Genomic DNA, 23,800 nt, shown 5'->3' with positions numbered 1-23,800 from the left:
TTAATTTACTCCCACCCCCGTCCAAACTTCGCCCTCACCAATCACATCGTAATTCAGCTTCCGGATCCCCTCACGAAATTCAGCCACCTGCCAAGGATCATCACCTTGGCAGTACTGCTCAACAATAGACTGCAGCGTGTCACCAGAGTTTACTGTATATTGCATTGTAACTATGACCAACGCAAGAATAAACTGTTTCATTTCAAAGTCCCCTCTTCCTCTACGGCTCTTTGCTTCAACCCGCCCTTGCAATGCCACTCCACTAGTACTGTTGCCATCTCTGACGACGTCTAGCGCTCCAGTGACAATCCTCTCACTAGAAGCATGAGGGACTCCTTGACCATCCGCCCTATCAGGCTACTAAATACTGTATATTCTGCTTCTGTACGTTGCATAGCCATTCTCATTACACCAATAGCCTGCATGATCTTTATAATCACGACCAATATTCTTGATATTTCTTAAATCTGGTGCCATGTTTAATTCCCTCGATTTTGGGGTGATAGGGCTGCTCGCTGGTGCATTTCTTCACGCAATTGGTATGGCTCTCGAATAAATACTCAGCACCACAAGAACATTCAAAATGATTAATCGGTTGCACCTGGCCTGTTTGAGCCTTATTTATAAAGTTGACATCTCAGCGTTTTGATTACTAAGGTCTAACTTATTCTGCAGGACGTTTTTGTCCTATGCTTGCTGCTCGCATAATACATATGTAAAGGGGCTGTCGCGCTAAGACAACCCTAAAAAACAAAAGACGGCAACCAGCAGTAGCTGGAAGCCGTCTTTTGTTGTAAAATCAAGTTTGTGAAATCTAAGAAATTACAACTAGATTATACAGTAGACTCAAATGTATATCAACTAGTAATACCGATGGACATTGGCGAAATGATTCCGGCAGATGATTCGGTGCGGTTGCTCAACGCGGTGCTAGAAAGGATGAATTACAGCAAATTGTACGCTGCGTACTCCCGAATGGGGAGAATCGAGATGTCACCGAAATGTCTGTTCAAGATACTTGTATATGGATACATGAACGGCATCTATTCGAGCCGCAAGCTCGAGCAGGCATGCCGGCGGGACGTCAACTTCATGTATCTGCTAGGCCGGAGAAAAGCACCAGATCACGCGACGATCGCACGGTTTCGCAGCGAACGGCTGGCAGAGGTCGTGGACGATCTGTTTGCCCAGCTTGTGCAACTGTTGACCGATGCGGGAGAACTGTCGCTGTCAAGCGTTTTCATAGACGGAACCAAATTGGAGGCCAATGCGAACCGATACAGCTTTGTCTGGAAGAAATCGACGCAAAAAAATGAAGAGAAGATGCAGAAGAAGATGAAAGAAGAGTTGCCGGCGCTAGCAGCGGAGTTTGGGATTCGCTTTTATGTCGGCCAGGTGATAAAGCCCAAAGACCTAAAAAAGCTGCGCAAACGGCTAAAAGCACTGCAAGCTGAACGCCGTATTGTTTTTGTTCACGGCAAAGGACAGCGTAAGACTTCGCTGCAGCGGGCGCTTCAAACGGTAGACCAATACCTTGCTCGGCAGAAAAAGTATAATGACTATAATCATAGCTTTGGAGAACGCAACAGCTTTTCCAAGACGGACAGAGACGCCACCTTCATGCGGATGAAAGAAGATCATATGAAAAATGGTCAGCTTAAACCGGGCTACAACGCGATACTGGCGGTGGACGCGGAATATATAGTATCCACAATGATCGGTCAGGACCGAAGCGACAGCCAAATGTTGATCCCGATGTTGGAGACGCTCAAGGGACTGGGGTATACAAAACCCGTAGCGGATGCGGGCTTTGAGAGTGAGGAAAATTACACATGGTGCGAGCAAAACAACCAAATCGCATTTATAAAGCCCGCGAATTATGAGAAGGCCAAGACGAAGAAATATAGGGCAGACATCGGCAAGCGAGAGAACATGCACTACAATGCAAAGACCGATAGCTACCTATGTCACATGGGGCGCCCGATCCAGGCAGCTTATGAAAAAAAGACCCGATCTAAGGCCGGATATCCCATCGTGACAACCGTATACACCTGTCCAGATTGTGCCGGCTGTCCGCATAAGGCCCAATGCATCAAGGGAGCGAGCAAGACTCCCCTCGAAGAACGAAGCAAGAACCTGTATGTATCCAAAACCTTTTTGCGTCAACGTGAAGAAATGCAGGCACGTATCAAGGGTGAGGAGGGTGTTATGCTTCGGATGAACCGCTCCATTCAGGTGGAGGGAGCTTTCGGGGTGCTCAAACAGGACATGGGATTTCGGCGATTTCTGATGAGGGGCCGCGTAAAGGTGCAAACCGAGTTTCTATTACTATGCATGGGGTATAACGTAAACAAGCTCCATAACAAAATCCAAAGCGACCGGTGTGGGACCTACTTGCATATTCCAAAAGCATCCTGACCAATTCATATCGAGTTTTTCTTAGGGGAAGAGGCTTCCTCTATTTTGTTGTGTCCATAAACTGGCTCTTGTCTCCTTTTTTTCATTCTTCCTACTGTTTTTCCTTCCTTTTTGCTCAAAAAAGGCGTGTCGCATTGCGTTTTTTCAAAAAACGTTTTGCGACACGCCCTAACCTAAAAGATATTCACTACCATCGGGAAGCTTCACAATAAATCCACCGTCTTTAGTTATAATATCAGCATTATTTATACTATCGAAGATGTCATACATCATATATCCCATTAAATCTTTAACTCTTCTATCCATCTGCATTATCCCCCTTTTCGTTTAGCGTTGTTACATTAATCACTTACTACGCCTTTAAAGTCAAGGGGTTTGCAATGTATACTTGTGGCCTGCTTAATGCTAATTTTTATTTGACTTCTTAGAATTACGCCTCAAAACAGTCCTATCTTTACATATAGCCTGTATTAAGTGAACTGTGACGCGAATTATAAAGGTATTCCAAAGGTAATTCCTACGTAAAATTAGCAACAGCTACCAATCTATATTTCATCCGACGACCGTTTATCTTTACATGATACTCACCTCTTCTGTTTAGCTATCATACAATATATTAATTGACGATAAAGGAGGAATACTTATGGGTTTAGGTTTTGGAGGCGGTCGCAATGGCTTCGGCGGTTCCGGCTGCATTATTATTATAATTATTATCTTGTTGTTTTTCTGCTTCGATAATAACGATTGTTCCTCTGGTTGTTAATTTTTCTAAACTAATCCGCCAAACCGTTTCCTCTTGTAAACCACGTTTCCACCAAGACGTGGTTTATTTTTTTATTATTAAAGCGGCCCATAGGACGCTCTAAAATCTCTATTATACACTAATAATCACACATAATTATTGGTTCATCAATATTATGAATTTCATCTTTTATTTGTTCAAGAACTTCTAAAAAATATTCAGCTTCACGCAAAACATGATCAGCTAATAATGGAGGGATCAAGGAGACTATTTTACAAGATGAAATTAAATCTCGAGCTGCTTTTTTAAAATCGCGAATTTGAATCGTTGCTTTAGTTGCATCCATCTCAAATCTAATAAGATCATTATTGGGACGGAATTGCCATAACATACTATCTAGATCGCGAGCCTGAAGCTGCAACTGTTCAAATTGAACCGCAAAGGCATTAGCCTGCTCAACCAAACCTCGTTCGGATGGATCAAGTAAACCAGCAATAAACCTTGCATGATCAGCCATATGTCTAAGCCAAAAAACATTGTCACTAACAATAGAATCAACTGGGCTATCCATTTCACCGTCTTGTATTTTTTGTAGAAGCTTCAAAAAATACATAGCTTCGCGTGAAATATGATCTATTAATAAGGGATAATTGTAGCCTCCAATTTCACACTCAATAATTAGATGCAATACATGACGTTTAAAAGAAAAGATATTTTTAACTGCAACCATAATCCTACAGACAAAATTCATAAATTCTTCATCACGCTTTATCTTACATGATTGTTTTTCAAAACCTTCAAAAACATTATAAAATTCTTCCGCTTGTCGTATAAGTTCAACATCGGAGCAGGCAAAACCAAGTTTCATAAATAAAGAATGTTCTTTCATAATTCTAAGCCAGAATTGAACGCGCTTCATATTCAAGCACTCATAAGGTTTTACTTCACAACAAAATATATCCACACTGAATTCTCCTTTTTTACATATTTACTATACAATATGTAAAAAGCAGCAATATTGAGCCAAAATTATAATAACATTAATATAAAAACCCACCTACACTTGTAAGAGGTTCGATAAAACTCGCATGTCACTGTCATGTTTTTCTCATCTAGGAAATGCCGTCAATGCCGAATATTAAAGCACTTAGCTTTTCGCACGTCACGATAGTAAGTGCTTTCATCAATTCCTTCACGCTCACATATGCTCGATATTTTTTCGCCATCGAGATAAACTACCTATAAAATGCGATACCTCCGCTCATCCTCAGCCTTTCCAGAAGTTTCACAGTAAACCTTATATAATCTTAACATCTAGTCTATATGAGCTAGGATGATATATGTTATTTTGACGTTAGATAATATATATCATCCTTCTTGATTTTAATTTAGCACATCTATAAATAATAATTTAGAGGTGATACTTGTGGGGCAGAAAAAAGTAAATAAGGCTAACGATGCTTTTAGTTTGAAGAAGGCTAAAGGACACAACAATAAAAAAACTAATAATAATTTTGGATCGAAAAGTACTAATCATCCCTACCATCCTCCTACCTGAGATCAGCATACGCTGATCCTTTTTTATACTATACCCTTCTTTCTTTTCCCAATACTTAACTTTGGGTCCACATTCGCGGTCTCTATCTGTTTTGCACCGCAGGCGAATAAACTCGCCCACGGCTGCAGAATCGTTATTGCTTTCATACTGTCAGCCTCCATTTTATTGAATAGTTATCGTGAAATAAACCAACACTTAAACATAAGTAATTTTGATGGGGTTGATTTATATGCCGTATGATATTTATGAGGTTGGAAGACTGTCGGCAAGCGTATCTTACCAACATTGGATTTCTTGGGACCAATAATGTATATGCTAGTATTCCAATATACTTCTTCATGGAAAAATTTCTTTCTATGGAATGGTATCGGTTGTGCAGTTATAGTTTTTGGTATCTTGCCTTTATATTCCCTACTAGGTATTTTCCAACTATATAAATGGAACTGGTTCTTTCACTTTTTGCTTTTCTTCTTAGTTGGAACTGTGGCCAGAGGACTTCTCTACTGGTTTACTAGCATAGAACAAAGTCAGGTTGCTTCAAAACATGTGAACGTCCACTACCAGTAGCAATCAAACCACGCTTATCATTATACCTAGGTATGCATAATAGAGTTATGTCAGTGAGGAAGGACTCAGATTGATTAAAATTTAGCCATGCTTACTCCTTCCGCGTATATCTTATGTCTTATTGGCACATTCAATACGATAGCGTTCCTATTCGCTAGTGAAAGCACTTTGAGTTTGCAATACTCTCGGCTTTCCCCATTCAATATCTGCTAGACCAGACACACTCATAGCCACAACCTCCTGCATATCAATTGCTACGAATTCACCCTCGACAAACTTGGCACATATACTCCGCGAAAATCGACTTGGACGCTTAAGTTCTTCCATGAGGCATTCCGTCATATTCCTTGGATAAGTGCATTATAATTTTCAAACCACTATTGAGCACTAGGGTGACAGGTAGACCATCCTCTTCGCAGTTCAGGTCTATATCTTCTTCCGCTGATCCGCCAAATTTATACAATATTTTATCAGAGGTTTTTAGGCATTATAAATGATACGGTTCTCCTCGATTAATCTTAAACATCTATCTAGTACCTAACTGTCATTCTAGCCTCAACCCAACCTTGGTATTGTTTTATAAGGCAGTTGAGCAAAGGTCAGTGTCGGTTGTGAATGCTCGGTATTAGCCGTAGTGTAGATTGATTATGGGCTCTTTCTAAAAGCTAACGGGTATTTTTGTTAGCTTTTTTTCGAAATCCTCATTATCACTTTCTAATTTTTTCTAGCGATTATGTAATTCACCACATGTTGATGTGGTATACCTGCCGAATTGCAGTCTATAATCCGTTCCTCACACTGAATAATTTCCCAATCATAATACCTAGCCAAATCACCAGATATATAGAAAAATTCATTTTTTTCCCAGTCTGGCGCAGCCTTGATGAACGTTTTTTCAACAAAGATCAAGTGAGCGTTAATCAAAGATGTATCTGGCAAAGCGGGGTAACATTCAAAATGAGGCTGATTTGTTCCTGCGATATCCTCTTTCTTTCCGTAACAGGGCAATGCGTTACCCAATCTCGTTGTCATTAAGCATTAGTAATCTTCCTCTTCAATAATATCAGTACTGACAATATCATTGTATCTTCGCTTGATGATAAAATCCACCAAACAGCAGTTGCAGATACATCCAATAAATCCAACTAACAGTTGAGTTGCCACTATCAACTCTAGTAAGTCGCTAAAAAATAAAACCTCAACCCCGCAATTTGTAAAGGTTGATGCCATTTTTCGCCGTTATAAATGATACGGTTCTGCGTATCAGGGTATAACGACGAAGTTTATTTCACATCAAATAAGTCAATTAAACCAACAGATCAATCCTAATTCCATTGCACCTTGATTTTCTGCATCAAAAAGCCCTGCCAATTATATTGTGACCTAAGTTTGCTATATATTTTCTATGGAAATAGCCCGTACTGGTGAACCATCAGCATTTTTATGTTTCAGTGGCATAATACTTAAAATAAAATATTCCTTGCTAATGGAATCTAAATTTGTTAGATTCTCAATAATTATGATGTTCTTCGGCATTAATATTTTATGAACTGCAAACGTGGTTGATTCTATATCATCAATTGAAATTGCGTCAATGCCAATGCCCTTTAAATTAAATTCTGACAACCATTTGGCTGATTCTTCACTCAAAGAAGGAAAATCTTCATAGTACTTTTTATCACCCCAGTATTTACTCCATCCTGTTTTTATTATAATGAACTCAACATTTTTTATTTTTTCCTCATAGGACTTTAAACTATCAACATCTATTAATTTCATTTTTCTATCTGAAAAATCGAGAATAGTAGCATCTCCAATAAAATGTTCTATATTAAAATTATCTAAATAAGGTCCATTACTCAACATATGTGCAGGTGCATCTATATGTGTACCTGTATGTGAGTACATAGTTATTTTCGCCTCATGAAAACCATCATTTCCCAATGTATTTGCTTTTTCAAAAATTGGCTGTTCAGTTCCTGGAAAAACTGGCATATCCGAATGAATAATATGTGTTAAATCGGTAACTTTCATAATAAACCTCCCATAATAATTAATGCTCTCTCGTTGATTTTTTGAAAACGTCCTCATGATCGCAAATTAGACATTATTTAAGCTTAATTTGATTATGGCAGCATGTTTCGGGAGTTGCTGGTGCATTCAGCTAATAAATTTACATATATTCTCAAATTGTTAGACATGCTTTTAACCTTAAATAATTCACTTTATACACATCACAATTAACTCCAATCACATCGTTGGGGTTAAATCAATAACATATCTTATATCAGTTAGTTGTTTCCCCATAAATTCAAGGTTATAAACATCTTTTATATCATCTATATTTACCATATAATACAAGAATTCCTGCCCAATTTCCACAAAAATCAGGCAGGAATTCTTTCGCCATTACAATGCTACTTCTCACCCCACCCAATCTTAAATATAAATGTTACTTTAATGGACATGGCACTAAAGGCATGCCTTATTCCACAAAGGCTGGGGCTACTACTTCATGATAAACATACTTTCTTCTCTCCTGGTCGCTTTAAACGAGAGGCTAATGAGTTTGCGTGGCAGCTGCTGTTTGATGAAGAAGCTTGCCGGGTTGAATATGATAATGATCTTGGTAGGTATGTTAGGGAGGAAGGAATTGTGGGGTTGGTTGGTATAGGAAGTAGTAAACTAGGGCAACGGCAGGAGAACAACGTTCATGCCCCCCTTTCTCTAGTTTATGATATTTTTAAATATAATTTATTACTATTGAGCTCTTAAAAAACTTCATAATATACTAATCATCAAAGCCTTCCGACAAATGTCGGAAGGCTTAAACTTATGGAAGATTTTCATAAATATTCACACAAAAATCTATATCTTTTTCCATAATTCAGCTTTACTTATACCAATTATTAGGAATCAACTTCTTACCATCCCACCATTTCTCTATCACGGCTTTTTGAAACTCCTCATTATTCAAATTAGCATGATCAACAATATGACTTGGATTTTACCGTCTAATTCTTTAACTCGATTAAAAATAAATTGATATAGATTATTTATTTCTTTTTTCTTATCGGTGTCTTATGCATCAATCTTAGATGGAAAATACACCTGTGATGGTTGGTCAATAAATAAAAAGCTAGGAACAGGTCCATTTAGAGAAATATAATACTTTTATAGAGCAAAATAGGCAATCAAGTGTATTCCTACCCAGTTCGATCCACTGCAAAGCTGTTGTATCGGCACCGGTCGTTCAGGTTTATCCACTACAACAGTTGTATTGGGTCAAACAGCTAATTAGTACTATATTGAACATTGCCGCTTTGATGGCAGGAATGCCCTTGTGAATTGTCGAAGCAACACTAACACCAAATATTACTAAAGGAGTTATCGAAACTATGCGCAAACCGTACCTATCTATCCTATTTACTCTTCTCATCACTATATTTCTCATTACTCCCGTCCTAGCTTCCTCATCGGCACCCTCCATCTCAGCTGAGGTTGCGGAAAAAATGTTAATTGACGGCAATAAGCGTTTCCTCTCCGAGAAGTATGCTGACCGCGAAATTGGCAAAACCAGACGAATCGAATTGACCAAAGGTCAGCATCCCTTTGCCGTGATTGTAAGTTGCTCTGACTCTCGTGTTGCACCAGAACTCCTTTTCGATCAAGGTTTGGGGGAACTCTTCGTCGTGCGTGTAGCTGGCAACGTCCTTGATGCCATTGAGTTAGGAAGTGTCGAATATGCTGTAGAGCATCTTGGTGCCAAGCTAATTGTTGTATTAGGTCACGAAAAATGTGGTGCCGTGAAGGCAACGGTTGATGGTGGCGAATTGCCTCCCAACATCAAAGTAATTGCAGACAAAATCCAACCTGCTGTTGCAGCAGCCAAAGCAAAGCACTCTGATAATGTATACGAAGCCACAACTGACGCTAACATAATCAACATGGTGGCTTCTTTAAATAGCGATCATGTAATCACTCATGTTGAAGGTGTAAAATTTCTAGGAGCCAAGTATCATCTTGAATCGGGAGAGGTTGAGTTCATCAAGTAACCAAATGGAACTAGTGTAATAATTATCAAAAATAGGTAAACCTCAACCCTTATTCGAAGGTTGAGGTTTACCTATTCTATTGCTAGCACTGGTGCACTTGCTTTCAGTAACTATGGAAAAGCTCATTCCATCAGAAAAAATTTATTGGGTTCAGAGATACTTGTCAGGTGAGGACTCTGCAAGACATATCGCAGAAAGCCTTCATGTTAATGCTACTGCCTTTTTACAATGGGTTCGTATTTATCAGTCACTTGGAGAAGCGGGTCTTCTATCAAAATCTCAAAACAGCAAATATGCAGCAGAGCTTAAGAGAGTCGCTGTACAAGATTATCTATCTGGGGTAGACTCTCTGTCAGGAATCTGCAAAAAATATGGTATTCGTTCACGCACGCAACTTCAAAAATGGATTTTAAAGTATAATGGTCATGAACAGCTAAAAACTTCTGGAACCGGAGGACGTATTACCATGACCAAAGGACGAAGAACATCTTATGATGAACGAATCGAAATCGTCAAATATTGCATTGAGCATCAGAACAATTATATGGAGACAGCACAAAAATTCCAAGTATCGTATCAACAAGTATATTCATGGTTGAATAAGTATGAGCAAAAGGGTGTTGAATCTCTGCAGGATAAACGCGGCAGAAGAAGACCGGAAAACGAAATGTCTGACCTAGAAAAATTACATGCAAAAAATACTTTGCTGGAAGCCCAAAACCGAAGACTGCAGATGGAGAATGATTTCCTAAAAAACTCGACGAAATCGAAAGGAGGCGGTTCTAAGCCAAGTCCGTAATGAGAGCATCTATACTGTAATTAAGCAGCTTCATGCTGCAGAAAATTATTCCATCGTAGCATTATGTACATTAGGAGGCATAGCACGTTCCTCCTATTATAAATGGTTACACCGCAAAGAAAGCAAAAATGAGCTATTTAACAAGATGCTGTTACCACTTATTAAAAATGCTTATGAAGAAAAGAATGGCATTCTCGGCTATCGGCAAATGACTATTAAGATCAACAGAGAAAGTCCTTTCCATATAAATTATAAGCGGGTTTATCGTCTTATGCATATTCTTCATTTGTATTCTGTCTGTCGCAAAAAGAGAAAAAGCTATCAAAAATCTACTCCTGAAATCACGGCTGAAAATATTTTAAACAGGGAATTTCATGCAGTTTCATTTGGGGAAAAATGGCTTACTGATGTAACTGAGATGAAGTACGGATTGGACAAGAAGGCGTATTTGAGTGCTGTTTTGGATCTGGCGGATAAAAGTATTGTGGCTTTTGTTTTTGGATGTTCGAATAATAACGAACTTGTATTCAAGACCTTTGACATGGCTCATTTAGCGTATCCAGATGCCAGACCAATCTTTCACAGTGATCGTGGCTTTCAATATACATCAAAAGCTTTTAAGAAAAAACTAGAAGATGCTCAAATGACACAAAGCATGTCACGAGTAGCCCGTTGCATAGACAATGGACCAATGGAAGCCTTCTGGGGAATGCTGAAATCGGAAATGTATTATCTAAAGAAATTTCAGTCATACACTGAGCTTGAGCAAGCAATTATTGATTATATAGAGTATTACAACAACGGCAGATACCAGAAACGACTTAGATGTATGACACCATTGGAATACAGAGTGTTTCTCACAAAATCCGTTGCATAAAAATATCGCCAATCACGAAAACATGATTGGCGATACATAACCTTTTTATTTTTTCTACTGTCTACTTGACAGGGGGCGGTTCAATTTTTGTCCGTTGACCTCTTTATTAGTTGGATAACGCTTTACTTTGCCACGATCTTTTTCATTACATCATCAGTTATATCCTGTCCGCCATAGACTGCAGCGCCTGTGTCTACGACAATAGTTACACCTTTAGACTTCGCCACGGCTTTAACAGCATCGTTTACTTTATTTTGAATAGTTTCTAAAAGATTCTGCTGCTTAATTTGAAGACCTTGTTGTAGTTGCTGATAGTATGATTGTTTTTCTTGATCGTTCATGTTAACTGATTTGGTGTCAAAGTTGGTTTTTGCTTGCGCAATAGCATCGTTCATCGCTGTTTGGGCTTTTGCTGAATCGGGATGCTGTTCGACTAGAAGCCGATAGTTCACTATTCCAACTGGAAATGCAGCAGCATAGGTGGTGCTGGTATTAGTAATGGTGATTATACTGAAGAGTACGAAGGTTGTTAGAAAGATATTCATAAGTTGCTTGCTGTTCATTTTTACCATTGGTTATTCCTCTTTTCTCGTTTGATTTTAAGGACAACTATACATTAAAATTATCCTATTTATTATAATATAAAACACCAACAGAAGCATCCATCTAAAGATATAGATTGGTGGATATTTACATATACTTATTCTTTTCCAGTGCCATTCTATAATATAACCCTTCCTGCCATAGTGCGACCGGAGAGATCTGTGGCAGTCGAGGAAAGGCCAGTGTCGGTTGTGTAGTGCTTGTGGTAGTCGAAAGATTGCATAGGTATGTAATGATCAGCGTTGGCTGTAGCGTAGATCAGTACAGAGCTAACAGATTAATCTGTTAGCCTTTTATATTTATATATGGAGATTTAAAGTTCTTTGTTGTACACTCTATTATAAGAAAATTCATTACGCTATGTGAGGATGGTGTCGCCAGGCCATAAGGTGTTCTATGATAGTCGTGATGAGGCTGTTGATGCGGGATATGTGGCTTGTAAGGTTTGTAGGCCTTCGGTTGGCTTTAGTGCTTATAATTAAGAAAGACACAGTTCTACTCCACTAATGGATAGTCTGTGTTTTTATTGCACTTTTTCACCGTTACCAGTGATACGGTTCTCCGTATCGGGTATAACTGCGAGTATTATGAGTCAAAGAACTGTCAGAAACCACTGAAAAACTATTTTGAATGCTATTTCAAGGCTAGTAAATCTATCTTAAGACAGAAAAAATGTCTCAAAACTCAATTTTGAGAGTCAAATTATCCAGCACAATGAAGGATTTTGAAAAAAAGAGTGACTTTTTCAATGGTTTCGAACCGTCACCTAACTCCATTACTTTTACGCTCTAATGTATCTAAACCTTACTTATCGAGCATATTACTATTGACGTTGACGATTTCTCATCGTCTAGTAACTTCTTTCTAGCCCCCTTGGGGGGCTAGTTTTTCGCATTCTTTCTAGTTGTTTAGCTGTCTATCAAAGTTAATATCTTATCATTACCAAATATTCTCCACAAGATCACCTTATTATTGTATCCATAAGTTCATTTAAATGAAATAGCATATTATAGTAACCCTTACAAGAAATTTGACCTTTTATTCTCGTTTTTGTTTCTATTTTGGTTGTTATTTTCGTTATTATATCATATGAGCACCTTAGTCATCGGATAAAGGCAAAGCAGATAAGACGTAATCTTTCTGGTTGCTTGTATCATTAGCTACTTGGCTGGTTTTCAGCCGTTAAGCTTATCCGATTCTTGATAGGACGAAGAGCCCTATAAATGGGGCATTCAATATCTCACCTATATAAAATTATTTAAGATTTCACAATTACCGTCTGAGTACAAATCATATGTATGAAGACCCGTAAACTTCAAATACTAAACAGGAAATATTCTTGTAACAAAGGTGGCTCTAGTATGGCAAAAAAAATGAAAACAATGGATGGCAATCAAGCGGCTGCTGAAGCCTCTTACGCCCTTACTGAGGTTGCAATCATTTTTCCGATTACACCCTCATCACCGATGGCCGAAGGGGTTGATGAAGCATCAGCTCACGGCAAAAAGAACTTGTTTGACCAACCTGTAAAAGTCGTAGAGATGCAATCTGAGTCAGGTGCCTCAGCAGCAGTTCATGGCTCACTTCAGGCAGGAGCTCTCACAACAACGTATACGTCTTCCCAAGGGTTACTCTTGATGGTTCCTGAAATGTATAAAATGGCGGGTAATTTGGTACCGGCAGTTTTTCATGTAACCGCCCGTGCCCTAGCATCGCATGCTTTGTCAATTTTCGGCGATCACCAAGATATTAACGCCTGCCGGCAAACCGGTTTTACCTTACTTTGCTCTAACGATGTTCAAGAAGCTATGGATCTTGGTTATATTGCGCATCTTTCCGCAATCAAGTCCAGGGTACCGTTCTTACATTTCTTTGACGGATTTAGAACATCTCATGAAATCCAGAAAATTGAAGTCACACCCGCTGACGCGATTGCGAAACTTGTCGATCATAAAGCAATTGAAGAATTTAGAAACCGGGCCTTGAATCCCGAGCACCCCGTATTAAGGGGCACTGCTGAAAACCCTGATATTTATTTCCAAAATCGCGAGGCTTCTAATCCTTTTATCGAAGCGATTCCTGATATTGTGGAAAACTACTTCCAAGAATTTAAGAAAATTACTGGGCGTGAATACCACCCCTTCGAGTACTACGGGGATCCTGAAGCCGAGAACATAATCGTGGCCATGGGTTCAGTTTGCAACACAACGGAAGAAACTATCGATTACCTGCAGGCAAAAGGCGAAAAAGTTGGACTGCTCAAAGTTCACTTATACCGTCCGTTTTCTAAGAAATATTTCTTTGCGGTTTTGCCTAAGTCTGTGAAGAAGATTGCTGTTTTGGACCGCACCAAAGAACCTGGAGCAACTGGTGAACCGCTCTATCTTGATTTGCTCCAGATGTTTAATCATGAGACTGTAAAACCAGTGGTAGTTGGCGGGAGATACGGCCTTGGATCGAAAGATACCACACCCAGTCACATCCTCGCTGTTTATGAGAATCTGAAACAAAGCCAGCCTAAAGATCACTTCACAGTAGGAATTGTTGACGATGTCACCCACACCTCACTACCGATAAAAGAGTCGGTAGATACTACGCCAGAAGGCACGATTAGTTGTAAATTCTGGGGTCTTGGGTCTGATGGTACTGTTGGCGCCAATAAAACAGCGATCAAAATTATCGGTGACAATACCGCCCTCTATGCACAGGGATACTTTGAATACGACAGTAAAAAATCCGGTGGTACAACAATATCTCATTTACGCTTTGGCAAAAAACCAATCAAATCCTCCTATTTAGTATCCGATGCCGACTATATTGCCTGCCACAACCGGTCATTCATTTATCATTATCACCTACTCAAAGGACTCAAAAAGAATGGTAGTTTTGTCCTTAACTGCCCTTGGGGGCCAGAAGAACTGGAAGAACATATACCAGCCCTCTTCAAACGCTATATCGCGAAAAACAATATCAAATTCTATACCATAGATGCCATATCCATTGCCGAAAGCATCGGCCTGGGCGGACGCATTAATATGGTCATGCAGGCAGCTTTCTTTAAATTAGCGAACGTCATACCCGTCGAAGAATCCATTAAGTACCTAAAGGATTCCATCGAAAAAATGTACGGCAAAAAAGGCGCTAATATTGTTGAAATGAACCAAAAGGCTGTCGACCGTGGCGTTGATGGATTGCACCAGGTTAAAGTTCCTACCTCCTGGGCTGATGCTAAAGATGAAGATTTACCTGTAAAAGACGAACCTGATTTCGTTAAAAACATTCAACGTCCCATGGCTAGCCATGAAGGGGATGACCTTCCAGTCAGCGCCTTTGTTGGCATGGAGGACGGAACGCATCCCCTTGGTACAACAAAATACGAAAAAAGAGGAATTGCCGTTTATCTTCCTGAATGGCAAATTGATAAATGTATTCAGTGTAACCAATGTGCCTATGTATGCCCCCATGCGACCGTTCGAGCTTTCCTCTTAAATGATGAAGAACGAGAAAAAGCTCCTGATACTTTTAAGACAAAGGAACCCAAAAACAAAAAACTGGCAGGATATCATTACCGTATTCAAGTTGCTCCCCTTGATTGTACCGGATGCGGCAACTGTGCCGATATATGTCCGGCACCGGGAAAAGCGCTTATTATGAAGCCGGCTGACCATGAAATTGAGATGGAGTCGGAAAACTGGGAATATGCTATGAGGGTAACGGAAAAATCGGATTTAATGGATAAAAATACTCTTTTTGGCAGCCAGCTTGCTCGGCCACTCCTTGAATTTAACGGAGCTTGTCCCGGCTGCGGTGAGACTCCCTATATCAGACTTCTCACACAATTATATGGCGATCGTATGCTGATCGCCAACGCTACAGGCTGTTCTTCCATCTGGGGCGGCAGTTCTCCCTCCATTCCTTATACAACGAATGCCGACGGAAAAGGACCGGCCTGGATGAATCCTCTCTTCGAAGATAATGCCGAATTCGGCTACGGTATGTATCTCGGCTCAAAACAAATTCGCGAGAAAATTGCCGATCTCATGCAACAAGGCTTAAAAAGTTCGATCAACGAAAACTTGAAGCATTCCTTCCAGGAATGGCTTGACAATATGGACAATGGTGCGGGGTCTAGAAAAGCTGCAGACCGCGTAATTGAAGCGTTGAAAAAGGAAACCGTGTCCGGCAACCCGATTTTGTCAGAAATTATGGCCCGAAAAGATTATCTCGTGAAACCTTCGGTCTGGATTCTTGGCGGGGATGGCTTTGCTTACGACATTGGTTATAACGGATTGGATCATGTTATCGCCAGCGGAGATGATGTAAACATTTTCATTATGGATACAGAGGTTTATTCTAACACAGGCGGTCAAGCCTCAAAGGCTACGCCGACAGCAGCTATTGCAAAATTCGCGGCGGCCGGGAAGAAAATTCGCAAAAAAGATCTCGGGCTTATGGCTACAACATATGGCTATGTTTATGTCGCCCAAATCGCCATGGGGGCCAATATGAATCAAACCCTTAAAGCAATTACCGAAGCGGAAAGCTACAAAGGGCCGTCCCTCATTATTGCCTATGCTTCTTGCGTAAACCATGGGATTAAAACCGGTATGGGCACGAGTATTTATGAGATGAAAAAGGCCGTTGAAGCGGGATATTGGCATCTCTGGCGTCACGATCCTCGTCTTAAAGATGAAGGTAAGAATCCTTTTGTACTCGATTCCAAGGAACCAACAGCCTCCTTCCAAGATTTCTTAAAGGGCGAAATTCGTTACTCCTCACTCAAGACGACCTTCCCGGAAATTGCGGATGGGATGTTTGCAACTGCAGAAAAACATGCCCAAGAAAAATATCGTACCTTAAAGCGTCTCGCAGAAATGCAATATTAAAAAAAGCAGGGGTGTCTCAGATGTGAGGCACCCCTGCTTTTTACTTCAGTAAGTTACGATAAGGAATTCGTATTTACCCATTCCCTGGCCTCAGCCACGGACTCCTCGCTGGGAACAGGAACATTTGACTCGGGCTTCATTTTTTCGATATGTCCGCGCCAAGCCGCAGTCTCATGTCGCTCAATGGGATTTGCTTGAAACTTTTCTTTTGAACGATTTTCGCTCATAATAAATACCTCCTTTTAATCCTCGTCTTAGTATTTTCCAAGTTTAAAATTTTATTAGGCGGTTATCAATTTATCATACACATTACAAGTTTCTATTGTCCCTTATTCCTCTTAGCAATCTAACCTTAATACAGTAATGTAAATTTATTATTTTTAAGAAATAGATCTCACAACCCAAGAAAATTATGCGTTACAGCCTAGTTTACAAATATATCTGGCAGGAGTTGTAGAAACTGAGCCGAAAGCAAATCATGGAAATAACAAGTACAGCATGTAAACATGCCCGACTGCGATCCAACTAAGGATAGATTTGAGGGATAAATATAAAAATCTACTATCGGAATGTATATACTCCTATAGTAGATTTCTATTTCATATCCTTGATCATGGAATAGCTATTTCTCCAAAATGATCTGACAAAGCATCTAACTGCCTTTTTTTTCAACTGTGTCCCATGCATTGGTACTCCATGTCCTGGTACATCAATAGATGGTTGGAGCGAATTAAGAAGTTTGACTGATGCCTTTGGCCGCATGCCAATCTGTTGTAAAATAAGCAGATGGACCATGAACCGCCTCATCTTGCGTTAATACTGCAACTGCCGATTCCTGTTTAACAGTAACAAAAACATCTCCCGCTACTAACACCCGCCTTTTATTATATAGTGACATCATAAATAAAAAAAAGTTCACAAAACTAGGGGGCTGTCTCAAAATAAAAATTTAAGACAGCCCCCCTAGTTTTTTTAGCATAAATTTATTCATGAGAGATTGGTAATTGTAGGTTATTCCGAGCAACCGTATCTTTCCATTGGAAAATAGCTACCTGATGCCATTCTGTTCCACAGTTTGTAAAGATTACTCCTAAGGTTTTCTTCATATAAAAGGGCCTTATGGCTCTTTTTTTATTTCTTTATAGATATCATATCTACCAATCTCTTTTAATTTTTCTTTCGCATCTTCCAAGGTTTCCCCAAGTACTATTCTCTTCATGTCGGTTATTGTTATCAAGACATACTCATTATTGAAATATGCTATTTGTTCACTCTTATCGTCGTTTACCCAAATAATCAAAGCCCCAGCCATACTATCATCTCCTCTATTTTTGACTATACTTCGGCCAAAAGGCAATAAATTCCTGCAATATAAAAATCGCCCCCAACGGGACAGCCTAACGTTCTTGAATCGTATGTTCTATACGTTGATTTCCATGCATACATTGGATCCAGGGGGAGATCAACTTGGTGATTGAAATCATTCAAAATTCAATTTTGCTTATGATTACTCCGGTAGCAACCGTCGCACTTATATGGATAATTTGCAAAATATTTGAAGGTCATTAGACCTTCCTTTTATTTTACAGAATAACTGAAAACCGTATATGATTCACTCCCGCCTATTTATTTCTAAAACCAGCCTACACATCACTACTTCTGCGCCATCACTCGGATAGGTATCTTGTCCACCTGACTATCAGCAAATACCCAAAAGGATACAGAAAAACATTCCATTCATAATTTCCTATAGAAAACAACTTATAACCGCTAAAGATGTTGAAGATCAGCTTTTTTAAAATTATCAATGAACGAGTTGCTCTCGAAGACCGCCATAAAGAATAAAATAACGTCCTTCTTACGAATAATAATGAAGTTAATAGCAAAAAGGACGTTATTATACCTTTAAAAATGATTTAAAAGGAAAAATCTCAGGTGAAGTTACGTATGAAAACAAACGGAGCATTGGTTAAGCAACTCGTACGTGAAGTAATTGTTTGCACGGACAAGCATGTAGATCACAACTTAGGCGAGATTGTCGTCTAAGGAGCCATTAGGCTTGCACTCTCCCTCTCATCTACTAATCGGTGGTTCTTTATAATATTAAGGGCTAATTTAAAGTAGTTTTAGATCAGCCCCTAGCTCTATTTTTGTCAATAATTACCGCTACTTGATACTCACCTCTTCTATTTATCTATCATACAATATATTAATCGACGATAAAGGAGGGATACATATGGGCCTAGGTTTTGGAGGCGGCCGCAATGGCTTTGGCGGTTCCGGCTGTATTATTATCATAATTATCCTCTTATTATTTTTCTGCTGCAATGACGATTGTTCTTCTAGTTGTTAATTTTTCTGAACTAATCCACCAAACCATTTCTCTTGCAACCACGTTCCACCAAGACGTGGTTTATTTTTTTGCCTTATTAAATTGCCATATAAGATCATTGGTTAGCAATCGCTGTCGAATGCGATAGTTGTCAGGATTTTGCCTCTCAAGCTGCCATGGTGTCAACTATTTTTAGTGCTGTGACACTGACATTAGTCATTTAACTAGCTAGAATTATCTTCCCCATCTGAATACTAGAACCATTAATAAAAATTAAAAGTTACAAAATTTTTATTATTACATTGACAAAAGGGCAATAAGTGTAATATTATAATAATTACTTCGTCCTGCAGGCGTGTAATGCTTAATAAAATTAAAATTGATAAAAAATAATGATTGGGAAAAAGCAATTAACATTCTGTTCCAGAGATCCGGTGGCTGGTGAAAACCGGTACAGATATTTATCGCGAAACTCACCCATGAATTCTTTTGCTGAATGTAAGAATTGAACTTATTTAAGTAAAAGCGTGTATCTACGTTATAGGATATCAGCCGTTGTACTACATTAGGCTGAATTACGAGCCTAATGTAGGGTGGTACCGCGATATTGTCGCCCCTATTGACGTGTGTGTCAATAGGGGCCTTTCTATGTCCTAAAATTCTTTGAGTTAGTACCATTTAATAAATCCTAGGGCTATCTCTTCACGAAATCTTAAGTACTGAAAATAATAAAGGAAGGACGATAATTATGGAAAATCAGAAATCCAGTCCAATTGGAACATCATTTGCGATGGCGGCCGTGTGGTTTGCAACACATAGCGGTGGAGGCTTTGCCACCGGCAACCAAGAAGTTAACTATTTTGTAAAATATGGTTGGTACTCAGTTTTTCTCCCATTAGTTGCCATGCTACTTTTAGGCTGGGGCCATCGGAATGCACTTGTCTTAGCTAAAGACTATAAAACTTATGATTATAAAAGCTTCTGTGATGCCCTTTTTCATCCTTATGAAAAATATTTTTCTATCGTCTTTGAGTTGGGATTTATCATGTTGATTGTTTGTGGCGTAAGTACTTCAATTGCAGGTTCAGGTGCCCTATTAAAGAGTTCCTTGGCAATTCCTTATGGAGTCGGCATAGTAACCGTAGGAACTATTTTACTGTTATTAACCATATTTGGTAGCGAATTGATTGTTAAAGTCTTAAATCTCAAGACTTATTTCATAATCGTTACCCTTCTCATTCTCTGCGTGTTAGGTATTCAAATGGGGGCATTTAATTTCCAACACGTTTTGGCTAATCATGAAACATTTGGCACTAGTTTTGGGGACGCAGTTTGGTATATGCTAATCTACATTGGCTTTCAAGCCTTTACGGTATTGCCTATAATCTCCGTCTCTCATAATATTAAAACTACTAAAGACTGTAATAGATTTATGCTATTTGGCACCCTTCTAAATGGCGCCTTTCTGGCAATTATTTGTATCATGCTATTAGGTTTCTCCCCAGAAGTTCTCAACCAGACTCTGCCGGTATATTTTGTCACTACAAAACTTGACTTGCCTTGGCTAAAGATCTTATACAGTGTCATTTTGTTTGTGGCATTATTAGGTACCGCAATATCTTTGATATTTTCTACAGTTGCTCGTTTTGAACCTGTATTGGTTAAAAGAAATATTTTAAGAAGCTTGAGCACTCGTAGAATTTTCATTTCTCTTGTTACCATTGCCCTGTGCACAGGTATCTCTGTATTTGGTTTAACGAATATCGTTGTCAAAGGATATGGTTCGGTTGGTTATATCGGTCTATTCTTTGTCTTACTTCCCGAGATTATTGTCGGCACTATAAAAATTAAAAATGCTAAGTCGCGAAGAGAACAGAAGCTGAATAGAGCCGTTTAAAATAAACGTTCATCCCATGTAATCACAAAATCTACTATCATGGAACTCGGGTATTACGGACCCGACTGAGCATCCTTGCTATCGGCTCCCACTACTACGACTTGCACCGTCTAGTTATCACCCCATGCTAGGCATACCAGAGCAGGAGGCTAATCAATGAATGATTAGCCTCCTGCTCATTTTTGTTTGTAATTTATCGCGCCATGGAATAAATTTTACCGATATCCTCATGCTCTAACTGATGACACGCACAGTCACCAACAGAACCGCACATTCAGCATCAACATGGTGAAAAGATAGTCATTAATTACAGCTAATTCTCCTTCTAGATCGATAATTCCTACTAAAGTTTTATAATTTTCCTGAAATGTAAAACGATGCTCATACTTTAAGTAAGAATCCAATTATACTGTTGTCACTTAAGACGTTTGGAATATGTACAATTAGTACTAAACGACAATCAATTAGAAGCTGTACGTTTGCAAAAGTTAAGTACTTACTCGACTGTATTTTTCAGCTTGAAAAATATATATTCTAAAGGTATACTAAAGGTATTTTAAAATAGAAATGAGTGTGAGCATATGGCAAAAGTATATTACCCTGAAGCAGCAGCTATGGTACCAGCAAGTTCACCCCACCCTCCTAATACTCAATATCGAGTTTCGATAGGACTTGAAACTTGGGGTGGAGAAAATCACAGAGTAGTAAAAGTCCAGATGGTTTATGATGGGAAAATAGCTGATCGTAGACCTCCATCCTATCCTGTTGGAAATGATGATTATATGCGGGTGACGGAAGTAATACGGAAAATAATTAGCAGAAATTCGTGAAAGGGTGCTTAGCAGCAGCCTTTTCTTCTATATTGAACATAAGAAAAACGCCCCATAGGACGTATCTATAATCTAGTGAAATAAGATGTTTTCCTTTGGTAGCAATCCTATTTCTATGTACTCAATGAGACCTTATTAGGTACTTTCTCCCATTGAGTATTGCCTATGCATATAACCAGTGGTTAATTAAACCACCTTGTTTGATAAAACAAGATTAAATTTTCTATAATTTCTGCAATATCCCTGCCATCTACCGTATAACAAGTAACTGGTCCGTTATCTACTTCATCAAATGACATTGTATGACTGGTAGGTGTATTAAAGCTAGACTCAATTTGCTTTGATTTATTGCATATGTCTCTTACTATTTTATGTTCATTGGTAAGATAGACATCATTTGAGAATTGCTCATACTTCGTTTTAGGGACGTTTATATTTCCGCTCTTTGTGAAGGGAGCATAGCCTGGTGTTATCCATTCATTTAAATGATTTAATCCCATAATAATAAATAGTAATAGTTCGACTCTTTTGTTTTTTTCATTTTTATATTTTATAAAGCTATTTTTAATGATTTCAAAGAAATCTTCTTCTGAGTTGATATCAATTATTTTGTTATGCACATATATCCCTCCTTTGCCATTTTAATACATAATTCGTCAAAGGAGCTTAAATTCCTGCAACGTAACAAATCGCTTATCTCTAAGCGGCTCAACATTCTTCACACTATTATATTATTATGACCTTGCCATGCTTTTCACATCCAAGAAATGTTGCCAATGCTGGAGATTAAATCCCTTAACCTTTCCGTACCTTTCACAAATAGTTATGATAATGGCACTTTTATCAGTGAGATGATACTAGTGTTTTAATATTTTCTTATGTAAACAAAGGATTTTTGCTATATGGTAAAGAATTAAAGTATAATATAAAGTAATGAAAGGATGATATTTTTAATGAATCTTCAAGAAGATGAACATATTTTATATATAAAAATCCTATCGGGAATGAGACAAAGGCGTAGCAATGAAGATACTTCTGAATTTTCACTACCTGATTTCTTTTCAGAAGAGGAATGGTTTGAAGTACCTAATTCTTCACGATTGAAACTTGGTAAATTATTCAAACAAAAAGTTGATGAAAATTTGATCCAAAATGTAGTTTTTTCTTATATGAATAAAAAAAATTGGGCCGTCTATAAAATGATCTTTTAATTCTCAACTGGGACTGTATTTCTTGAGCAATTCTTGAACTGGAAATTTTTTATACAATACAAGATGTGGGTTCTTAAGAAATCATATCTTGTATTATATAAAAAAAGAGACTATCTCAAATTATCGTGATAGTCTCTTCCTTATATTCTTTTACTGATTGGGACGATCCAAGGTGAAATTACCTAACTTGCTGCCACGAAATTCATTAAGAATAATACGTCTTGCTTTTTCATAATCAATTAAACCGCCACTACGTAGACAACCACGGCGCGCTCCGATTAGGCCTAATAACTCAGTGGAGTCTTCAGGTAATGGAGAAGACAAATTATATCTTTCAATTAAACGATCACTATAATTCTCACGTAAGAATAGTAACAGCTTTGACATGGCTGTTTCGACATCATAGATATCATCATTGATAGCACCTGTCATCGCTAGTTTAAATCCAACTTCGGGATCCTCAAATTTGGGCCATAAAACACCCGGTGTGTCTAAGAGCTCCAGATTTTTTCCGATAGTAATCCATTGTTTACCTCGAGTAACGCCTGGTTTATCAGCAGTACGTACTGCTTTTGTCCCCAATAAACGATTAATCAGCGAAGATTTACCTACATTAGGAATACCTAGAATCATCGCTCGAACTGCTCGTGGATTAACACCTTTTGCTACTAATTTGGCTGCTTTTGCACTGCCTAATTGTTCCACTTGGCTAACCAATGCTTTAGTACCTTTTCCTGTCATAGAATCTATGGTGACCACTTGCAGGCCTTGTACATGAAAAGTATCTACCCATTGTTTGGTCCATTCCGGTTCAGCCAAATCGATCTTATTTAAGGCTACCACTCTTGGTTTGCCTTCTAAAATTTGATGAATTACCGGATTGGCACTACTTACGGGAATACGAGCATCTAACAATTCAATGACTACGTCAACTAATTTTAGATTTGCCTGAATCATACGCAGGGCTTTTGTCATATGACCAGGGAACCAATTAATATTCAAATTATCCATTATTATCACTCTCT

At 38.7% G+C, this 23,800-nt stretch carries 25 protein-coding genes, 1 pseudogene and 1 other annotated feature; of the genes and pseudogenes, 10 read left to right on the top strand and 16 right to left on the bottom strand.

Annotation, left to right across the window (positions count from 1 at the left end):
* Positions 1-258, bottom strand: a complete 258-nt coding sequence (locus JBW_RS10735; protein ID WP_036680572.1) for a hypothetical protein — start codon at positions 256-258, stop codon at positions 1-3.
* A gap of 615 nt (positions 259-873) precedes the next feature.
* On the opposite strand from JBW_RS10735, the gene JBW_RS10730 reads away from it, so the two are divergent.
* A complete protein-coding gene (locus tag JBW_RS10730; protein WP_144408417.1) occupies positions 874-2,418 on the top strand; it encodes an IS1182 family transposase in 1,545 nt (514 codons plus the stop codon).
* Positions 2,419-2,586: 168 nt separating this feature from the next.
* Here the strand turns inward: JBW_RS10730 and JBW_RS24975 are convergent, their stop codons facing one another.
* The 8 genes from JBW_RS24975 to JBW_RS25955 all read right to left on the bottom strand — a co-directional run bounded on the left by JBW_RS24975 (position 2,587) and on the right by JBW_RS25955 (position 7,667).
* Positions 2,587-2,724 carry a hypothetical protein gene (locus JBW_RS24975; RefSeq protein ID WP_007952894.1) on the bottom strand — a complete coding sequence of 46 codons (138 nt, stop codon included), beginning with the start codon at positions 2,722-2,724 and terminating at the stop codon, positions 2,587-2,589.
* A 575-nt stretch (positions 2,725-3,299) separates the two neighbouring features.
* Positions 3,300-4,124 (bottom strand): DUF2935 domain-containing protein, encoded by an 825-nt coding sequence (locus JBW_RS10725; protein WP_007952898.1) that lies wholly within the window; start codon positions 4,122-4,124, stop codon positions 3,300-3,302.
* A 617-nt stretch (positions 4,125-4,741) separates the two neighbouring features.
* Complete coding sequence (locus tag JBW_RS25965) at positions 4,742-4,864, bottom strand: hypothetical protein (RefSeq protein WP_007952900.1); 123 nt, start codon at positions 4,862-4,864, stop codon at positions 4,742-4,744.
* Between the two features lie 568 nt (positions 4,865-5,432).
* Complete coding sequence (locus tag JBW_RS24695; RefSeq protein WP_007952902.1) at positions 5,433-5,612, bottom strand: hypothetical protein; 180 nt, start codon at positions 5,610-5,612, stop codon at positions 5,433-5,435.
* A gap of 387 nt (positions 5,613-5,999) precedes the next feature.
* Positions 6,000-6,317 carry a hypothetical protein gene (locus JBW_RS10720; protein WP_052697327.1) on the bottom strand — a complete coding sequence of 106 codons (318 nt, stop codon included), beginning with the start codon at positions 6,315-6,317 and terminating at the stop codon, positions 6,000-6,002.
* A 6-nt stretch (positions 6,318-6,323) separates the two neighbouring features.
* Positions 6,324-6,449 carry a hypothetical protein gene (locus JBW_RS25960; RefSeq protein ID WP_268747880.1) on the bottom strand — a complete coding sequence of 42 codons (126 nt, stop codon included), beginning with the start codon at positions 6,447-6,449 and terminating at the stop codon, positions 6,324-6,326.
* A 228-nt stretch (positions 6,450-6,677) separates the two neighbouring features.
* Entirely contained in the window at positions 6,678-7,319 is a 642-nt protein-coding gene (locus tag JBW_RS10715) for a cyclase family protein (RefSeq protein WP_007952903.1), read from the bottom strand.
* Positions 7,320-7,535: 216 nt separating this feature from the next.
* Positions 7,536-7,667, bottom strand: coding sequence for a hypothetical protein (locus JBW_RS25955; RefSeq protein ID WP_268747879.1), 132 nt, complete (start codon positions 7,665-7,667; stop codon positions 7,536-7,538).
* Between the two features lie 84 nt (positions 7,668-7,751).
* Between JBW_RS25955 and JBW_RS25665 the strand changes: the two genes are divergently transcribed.
* The gene (locus tag JBW_RS25665) at positions 7,752-8,060 is read left to right on the top strand and encodes a hypothetical protein (RefSeq protein WP_235334183.1); all 309 of its coding nucleotides are present in this window, start codon (positions 7,752-7,754) and stop codon (positions 8,058-8,060) included.
* A gap of 306 nt (positions 8,061-8,366) precedes the next feature.
* Here the strand turns inward: JBW_RS25665 and JBW_RS26195 are convergent.
* Positions 8,367-8,552: pseudogene (locus tag JBW_RS26195) on the bottom strand (DUF3732 domain-containing protein).
* Positions 8,553-8,683: 131 nt separating this feature from the next.
* On the opposite strand from JBW_RS26195, the gene JBW_RS10705 reads away from it, so the two are divergent.
* From JBW_RS10705 to JBW_RS10695, 3 genes are all read left to right on the top strand, one after another.
* Entirely contained in the window at positions 8,684-9,340 is a 657-nt protein-coding gene (locus JBW_RS10705) for a carbonic anhydrase (RefSeq protein ID WP_007952905.1), read from the top strand.
* 112 nt (positions 9,341-9,452) lie between these two features.
* Positions 9,453-10,139 (top strand): helix-turn-helix domain-containing protein, encoded by a 687-nt coding sequence (locus JBW_RS10700; protein WP_144408435.1) that lies wholly within the window; start codon positions 9,453-9,455, stop codon positions 10,137-10,139.
* 7 nt (positions 10,140-10,146) lie between these two features.
* On the top strand, positions 10,147-11,016 hold the full coding sequence (locus tag JBW_RS10695; RefSeq protein ID WP_082076221.1) for an IS3 family transposase: 870 nt from the start codon (positions 10,147-10,149) through the stop codon (positions 11,014-11,016).
* 122 nt (positions 11,017-11,138) lie between these two features.
* Here JBW_RS10695 and JBW_RS10690 read toward each other — a convergent pair whose 3' ends face one another.
* Complete coding sequence (locus JBW_RS10690) at positions 11,139-11,588, bottom strand: OmpH family outer membrane protein (protein ID WP_007952910.1); 450 nt, start codon at positions 11,586-11,588, stop codon at positions 11,139-11,141.
* A 399-nt stretch (positions 11,589-11,987) separates the two neighbouring features.
* Between JBW_RS10690 and JBW_RS26190 the strand changes: the two genes are divergently transcribed.
* Positions 11,988-12,101 (top strand): Ada metal-binding domain-containing protein, encoded by a 114-nt coding sequence (locus JBW_RS26190; protein WP_071882484.1) that lies wholly within the window; start codon positions 11,988-11,990, stop codon positions 12,099-12,101.
* 879 nt (positions 12,102-12,980) lie between these two features.
* Positions 12,981-16,505 carry a pyruvate:ferredoxin (flavodoxin) oxidoreductase gene (gene nifJ / locus JBW_RS10685; protein WP_007952916.1) on the top strand — a complete coding sequence of 1,175 codons (3,525 nt, stop codon included), beginning with the start codon at positions 12,981-12,983 and terminating at the stop codon, positions 16,503-16,505.
* A 53-nt stretch (positions 16,506-16,558) separates the two neighbouring features.
* On the opposite strand, the gene JBW_RS24020 is transcribed toward nifJ, so the two are convergent.
* The 3 genes from JBW_RS24020 to JBW_RS10675 all read right to left on the bottom strand — a co-directional run bounded on the left by JBW_RS24020 (position 16,559) and on the right by JBW_RS10675 (position 17,817).
* A complete protein-coding gene (locus tag JBW_RS24020; RefSeq protein WP_007952918.1) occupies positions 16,559-16,732 on the bottom strand; it encodes a CDIF630_02480 family spore surface protein in 174 nt (57 codons plus the stop codon).
* A 503-nt stretch (positions 16,733-17,235) separates the two neighbouring features.
* Positions 17,236-17,406 (bottom strand): hypothetical protein, encoded by a 171-nt coding sequence (locus JBW_RS24970; RefSeq protein WP_158453452.1) that lies wholly within the window; start codon positions 17,404-17,406, stop codon positions 17,236-17,238.
* A gap of 216 nt (positions 17,407-17,622) precedes the next feature.
* Complete coding sequence (locus JBW_RS10675; protein ID WP_007952920.1) at positions 17,623-17,817, bottom strand: hypothetical protein; 195 nt, start codon at positions 17,815-17,817, stop codon at positions 17,623-17,625.
* Positions 17,818-19,220: 1,403 nt separating this feature from the next.
* Positions 19,221-19,458: a binding site (T-box leader), on the top strand.
* A gap of 127 nt (positions 19,459-19,585) precedes the next feature.
* Between JBW_RS10675 and JBW_RS10665 the strand changes: the two genes are divergently transcribed.
* Both JBW_RS10665 and JBW_RS10660 read left to right on the top strand, forming a co-directional pair.
* Positions 19,586-20,734, top strand: a complete 1,149-nt coding sequence (locus JBW_RS10665; RefSeq protein WP_007952925.1) for a hypothetical protein — start codon at positions 19,586-19,588, stop codon at positions 20,732-20,734.
* 581 nt (positions 20,735-21,315) lie between these two features.
* Positions 21,316-21,564 (top strand): hypothetical protein, encoded by a 249-nt coding sequence (locus JBW_RS10660; RefSeq protein WP_007952926.1) that lies wholly within the window; start codon positions 21,316-21,318, stop codon positions 21,562-21,564.
* 182 nt (positions 21,565-21,746) lie between these two features.
* Here the strand turns inward: JBW_RS10660 and JBW_RS10655 are convergent, their stop codons facing one another.
* Positions 21,747-22,184 (bottom strand): hypothetical protein, encoded by a 438-nt coding sequence (locus tag JBW_RS10655; protein ID WP_007952927.1) that lies wholly within the window; start codon positions 22,182-22,184, stop codon positions 21,747-21,749.
* A gap of 333 nt (positions 22,185-22,517) precedes the next feature.
* Here JBW_RS10655 and JBW_RS10650 point away from each other — a divergent pair, with 333 nt between their 5' ends.
* On the top strand, positions 22,518-22,775 hold the full coding sequence (locus tag JBW_RS10650; RefSeq protein ID WP_007952928.1) for a DUF1413 domain-containing protein: 258 nt from the start codon (positions 22,518-22,520) through the stop codon (positions 22,773-22,775).
* A gap of 150 nt (positions 22,776-22,925) precedes the next feature.
* On the opposite strand, the gene ylqF is transcribed toward JBW_RS10650, so the two are convergent.
* Entirely contained in the window at positions 22,926-23,786 is an 861-nt protein-coding gene (gene ylqF, locus JBW_RS10645; protein WP_007952930.1) for a ribosome biogenesis GTPase YlqF, read from the bottom strand.
* Positions 23,787-23,800 lie beyond the last annotated feature (14 nt).

This window comes from Pelosinus fermentans JBW45 (assembly GCF_000271665.2).
In the GTDB taxonomy this organism is placed as follows: domain Bacteria; phylum Bacillota; class Negativicutes; order DSM-13327; family DSM-13327; genus Pelosinus; species Pelosinus baikalensis.
This window is presented reverse-complemented; position numbering and strand designations above follow the sequence as displayed.

Coding starts and splice junctions, on each gene's coding strand:
- JBW_RS24695 (WP_007952902.1), bottom strand. CDS start 5,612: ATGGAAGAACTTAAGCGTCCAAGTCGATTTTCGCGGAGTATATGTGCC.
- JBW_RS10705 (WP_007952905.1), top strand. CDS start 8,684: ATGCGCAAACCGTACCTATCTATCCTATTTACTCTTCTCATCACTATA.
- JBW_RS24970 (WP_158453452.1), bottom strand. CDS start 17,406: ATGATGTCACTATATAATAAAAGGCGGGTGTTAGTAGCGGGAGATGTT.
- JBW_RS10715 (WP_007952903.1), bottom strand. CDS start 7,319: ATGAAAGTTACCGATTTAACACATATTATTCATTCGGATATGCCAGTT.
- JBW_RS10700 (WP_144408435.1), top strand. CDS start 9,453: ATGGAAAAGCTCATTCCATCAGAAAAAATTTATTGGGTTCAGAGATAC.
- JBW_RS10660 (WP_007952926.1), top strand. CDS start 21,316: ATGGCAAAAGTATATTACCCTGAAGCAGCAGCTATGGTACCAGCAAGT.
- JBW_RS10730 (WP_144408417.1), top strand. CDS start 874: ATGGACATTGGCGAAATGATTCCGGCAGATGATTCGGTGCGGTTGCTC.
- JBW_RS10720 (WP_052697327.1), bottom strand. CDS start 6,317: ATGACAACGAGATTGGGTAACGCATTGCCCTGTTACGGAAAGAAAGAG.
- JBW_RS10650 (WP_007952928.1), top strand. CDS start 22,518: ATGAATCTTCAAGAAGATGAACATATTTTATATATAAAAATCCTATCG.
- ylqF (WP_007952930.1), bottom strand. CDS start 23,786: ATGGATAATTTGAATATTAATTGGTTCCCTGGTCATATGACAAAAGCC.
- JBW_RS26190 (WP_071882484.1), top strand. CDS start 11,988: ATGGTGTCGCCAGGCCATAAGGTGTTCTATGATAGTCGTGATGAGGCT.
- JBW_RS10665 (WP_007952925.1), top strand. CDS start 19,586: ATGGAAAATCAGAAATCCAGTCCAATTGGAACATCATTTGCGATGGCG.
- JBW_RS10690 (WP_007952910.1), bottom strand. CDS start 11,588: ATGGTAAAAATGAACAGCAAGCAACTTATGAATATCTTTCTAACAACC.
- JBW_RS10675 (WP_007952920.1), bottom strand. CDS start 17,817: ATGGCTGGGGCTTTGATTATTTGGGTAAACGACGATAAGAGTGAACAA.
- JBW_RS25665 (WP_235334183.1), top strand. CDS start 7,752: ATGGCACTAAAGGCATGCCTTATTCCACAAAGGCTGGGGCTACTACTT.
- JBW_RS25965 (WP_007952900.1), bottom strand. CDS start 4,864: ATGAAAGCAATAACGATTCTGCAGCCGTGGGCGAGTTTATTCGCCTGC.
- JBW_RS24020 (WP_007952918.1), bottom strand. CDS start 16,732: ATGAGCGAAAATCGTTCAAAAGAAAAGTTTCAAGCAAATCCCATTGAG.
- nifJ (WP_007952916.1), top strand. CDS start 12,981: ATGGCAAAAAAAATGAAAACAATGGATGGCAATCAAGCGGCTGCTGAA.
- JBW_RS24975 (WP_007952894.1), bottom strand. CDS start 2,724: ATGGATAGAAGAGTTAAAGATTTAATGGGATATATGATGTATGACATC.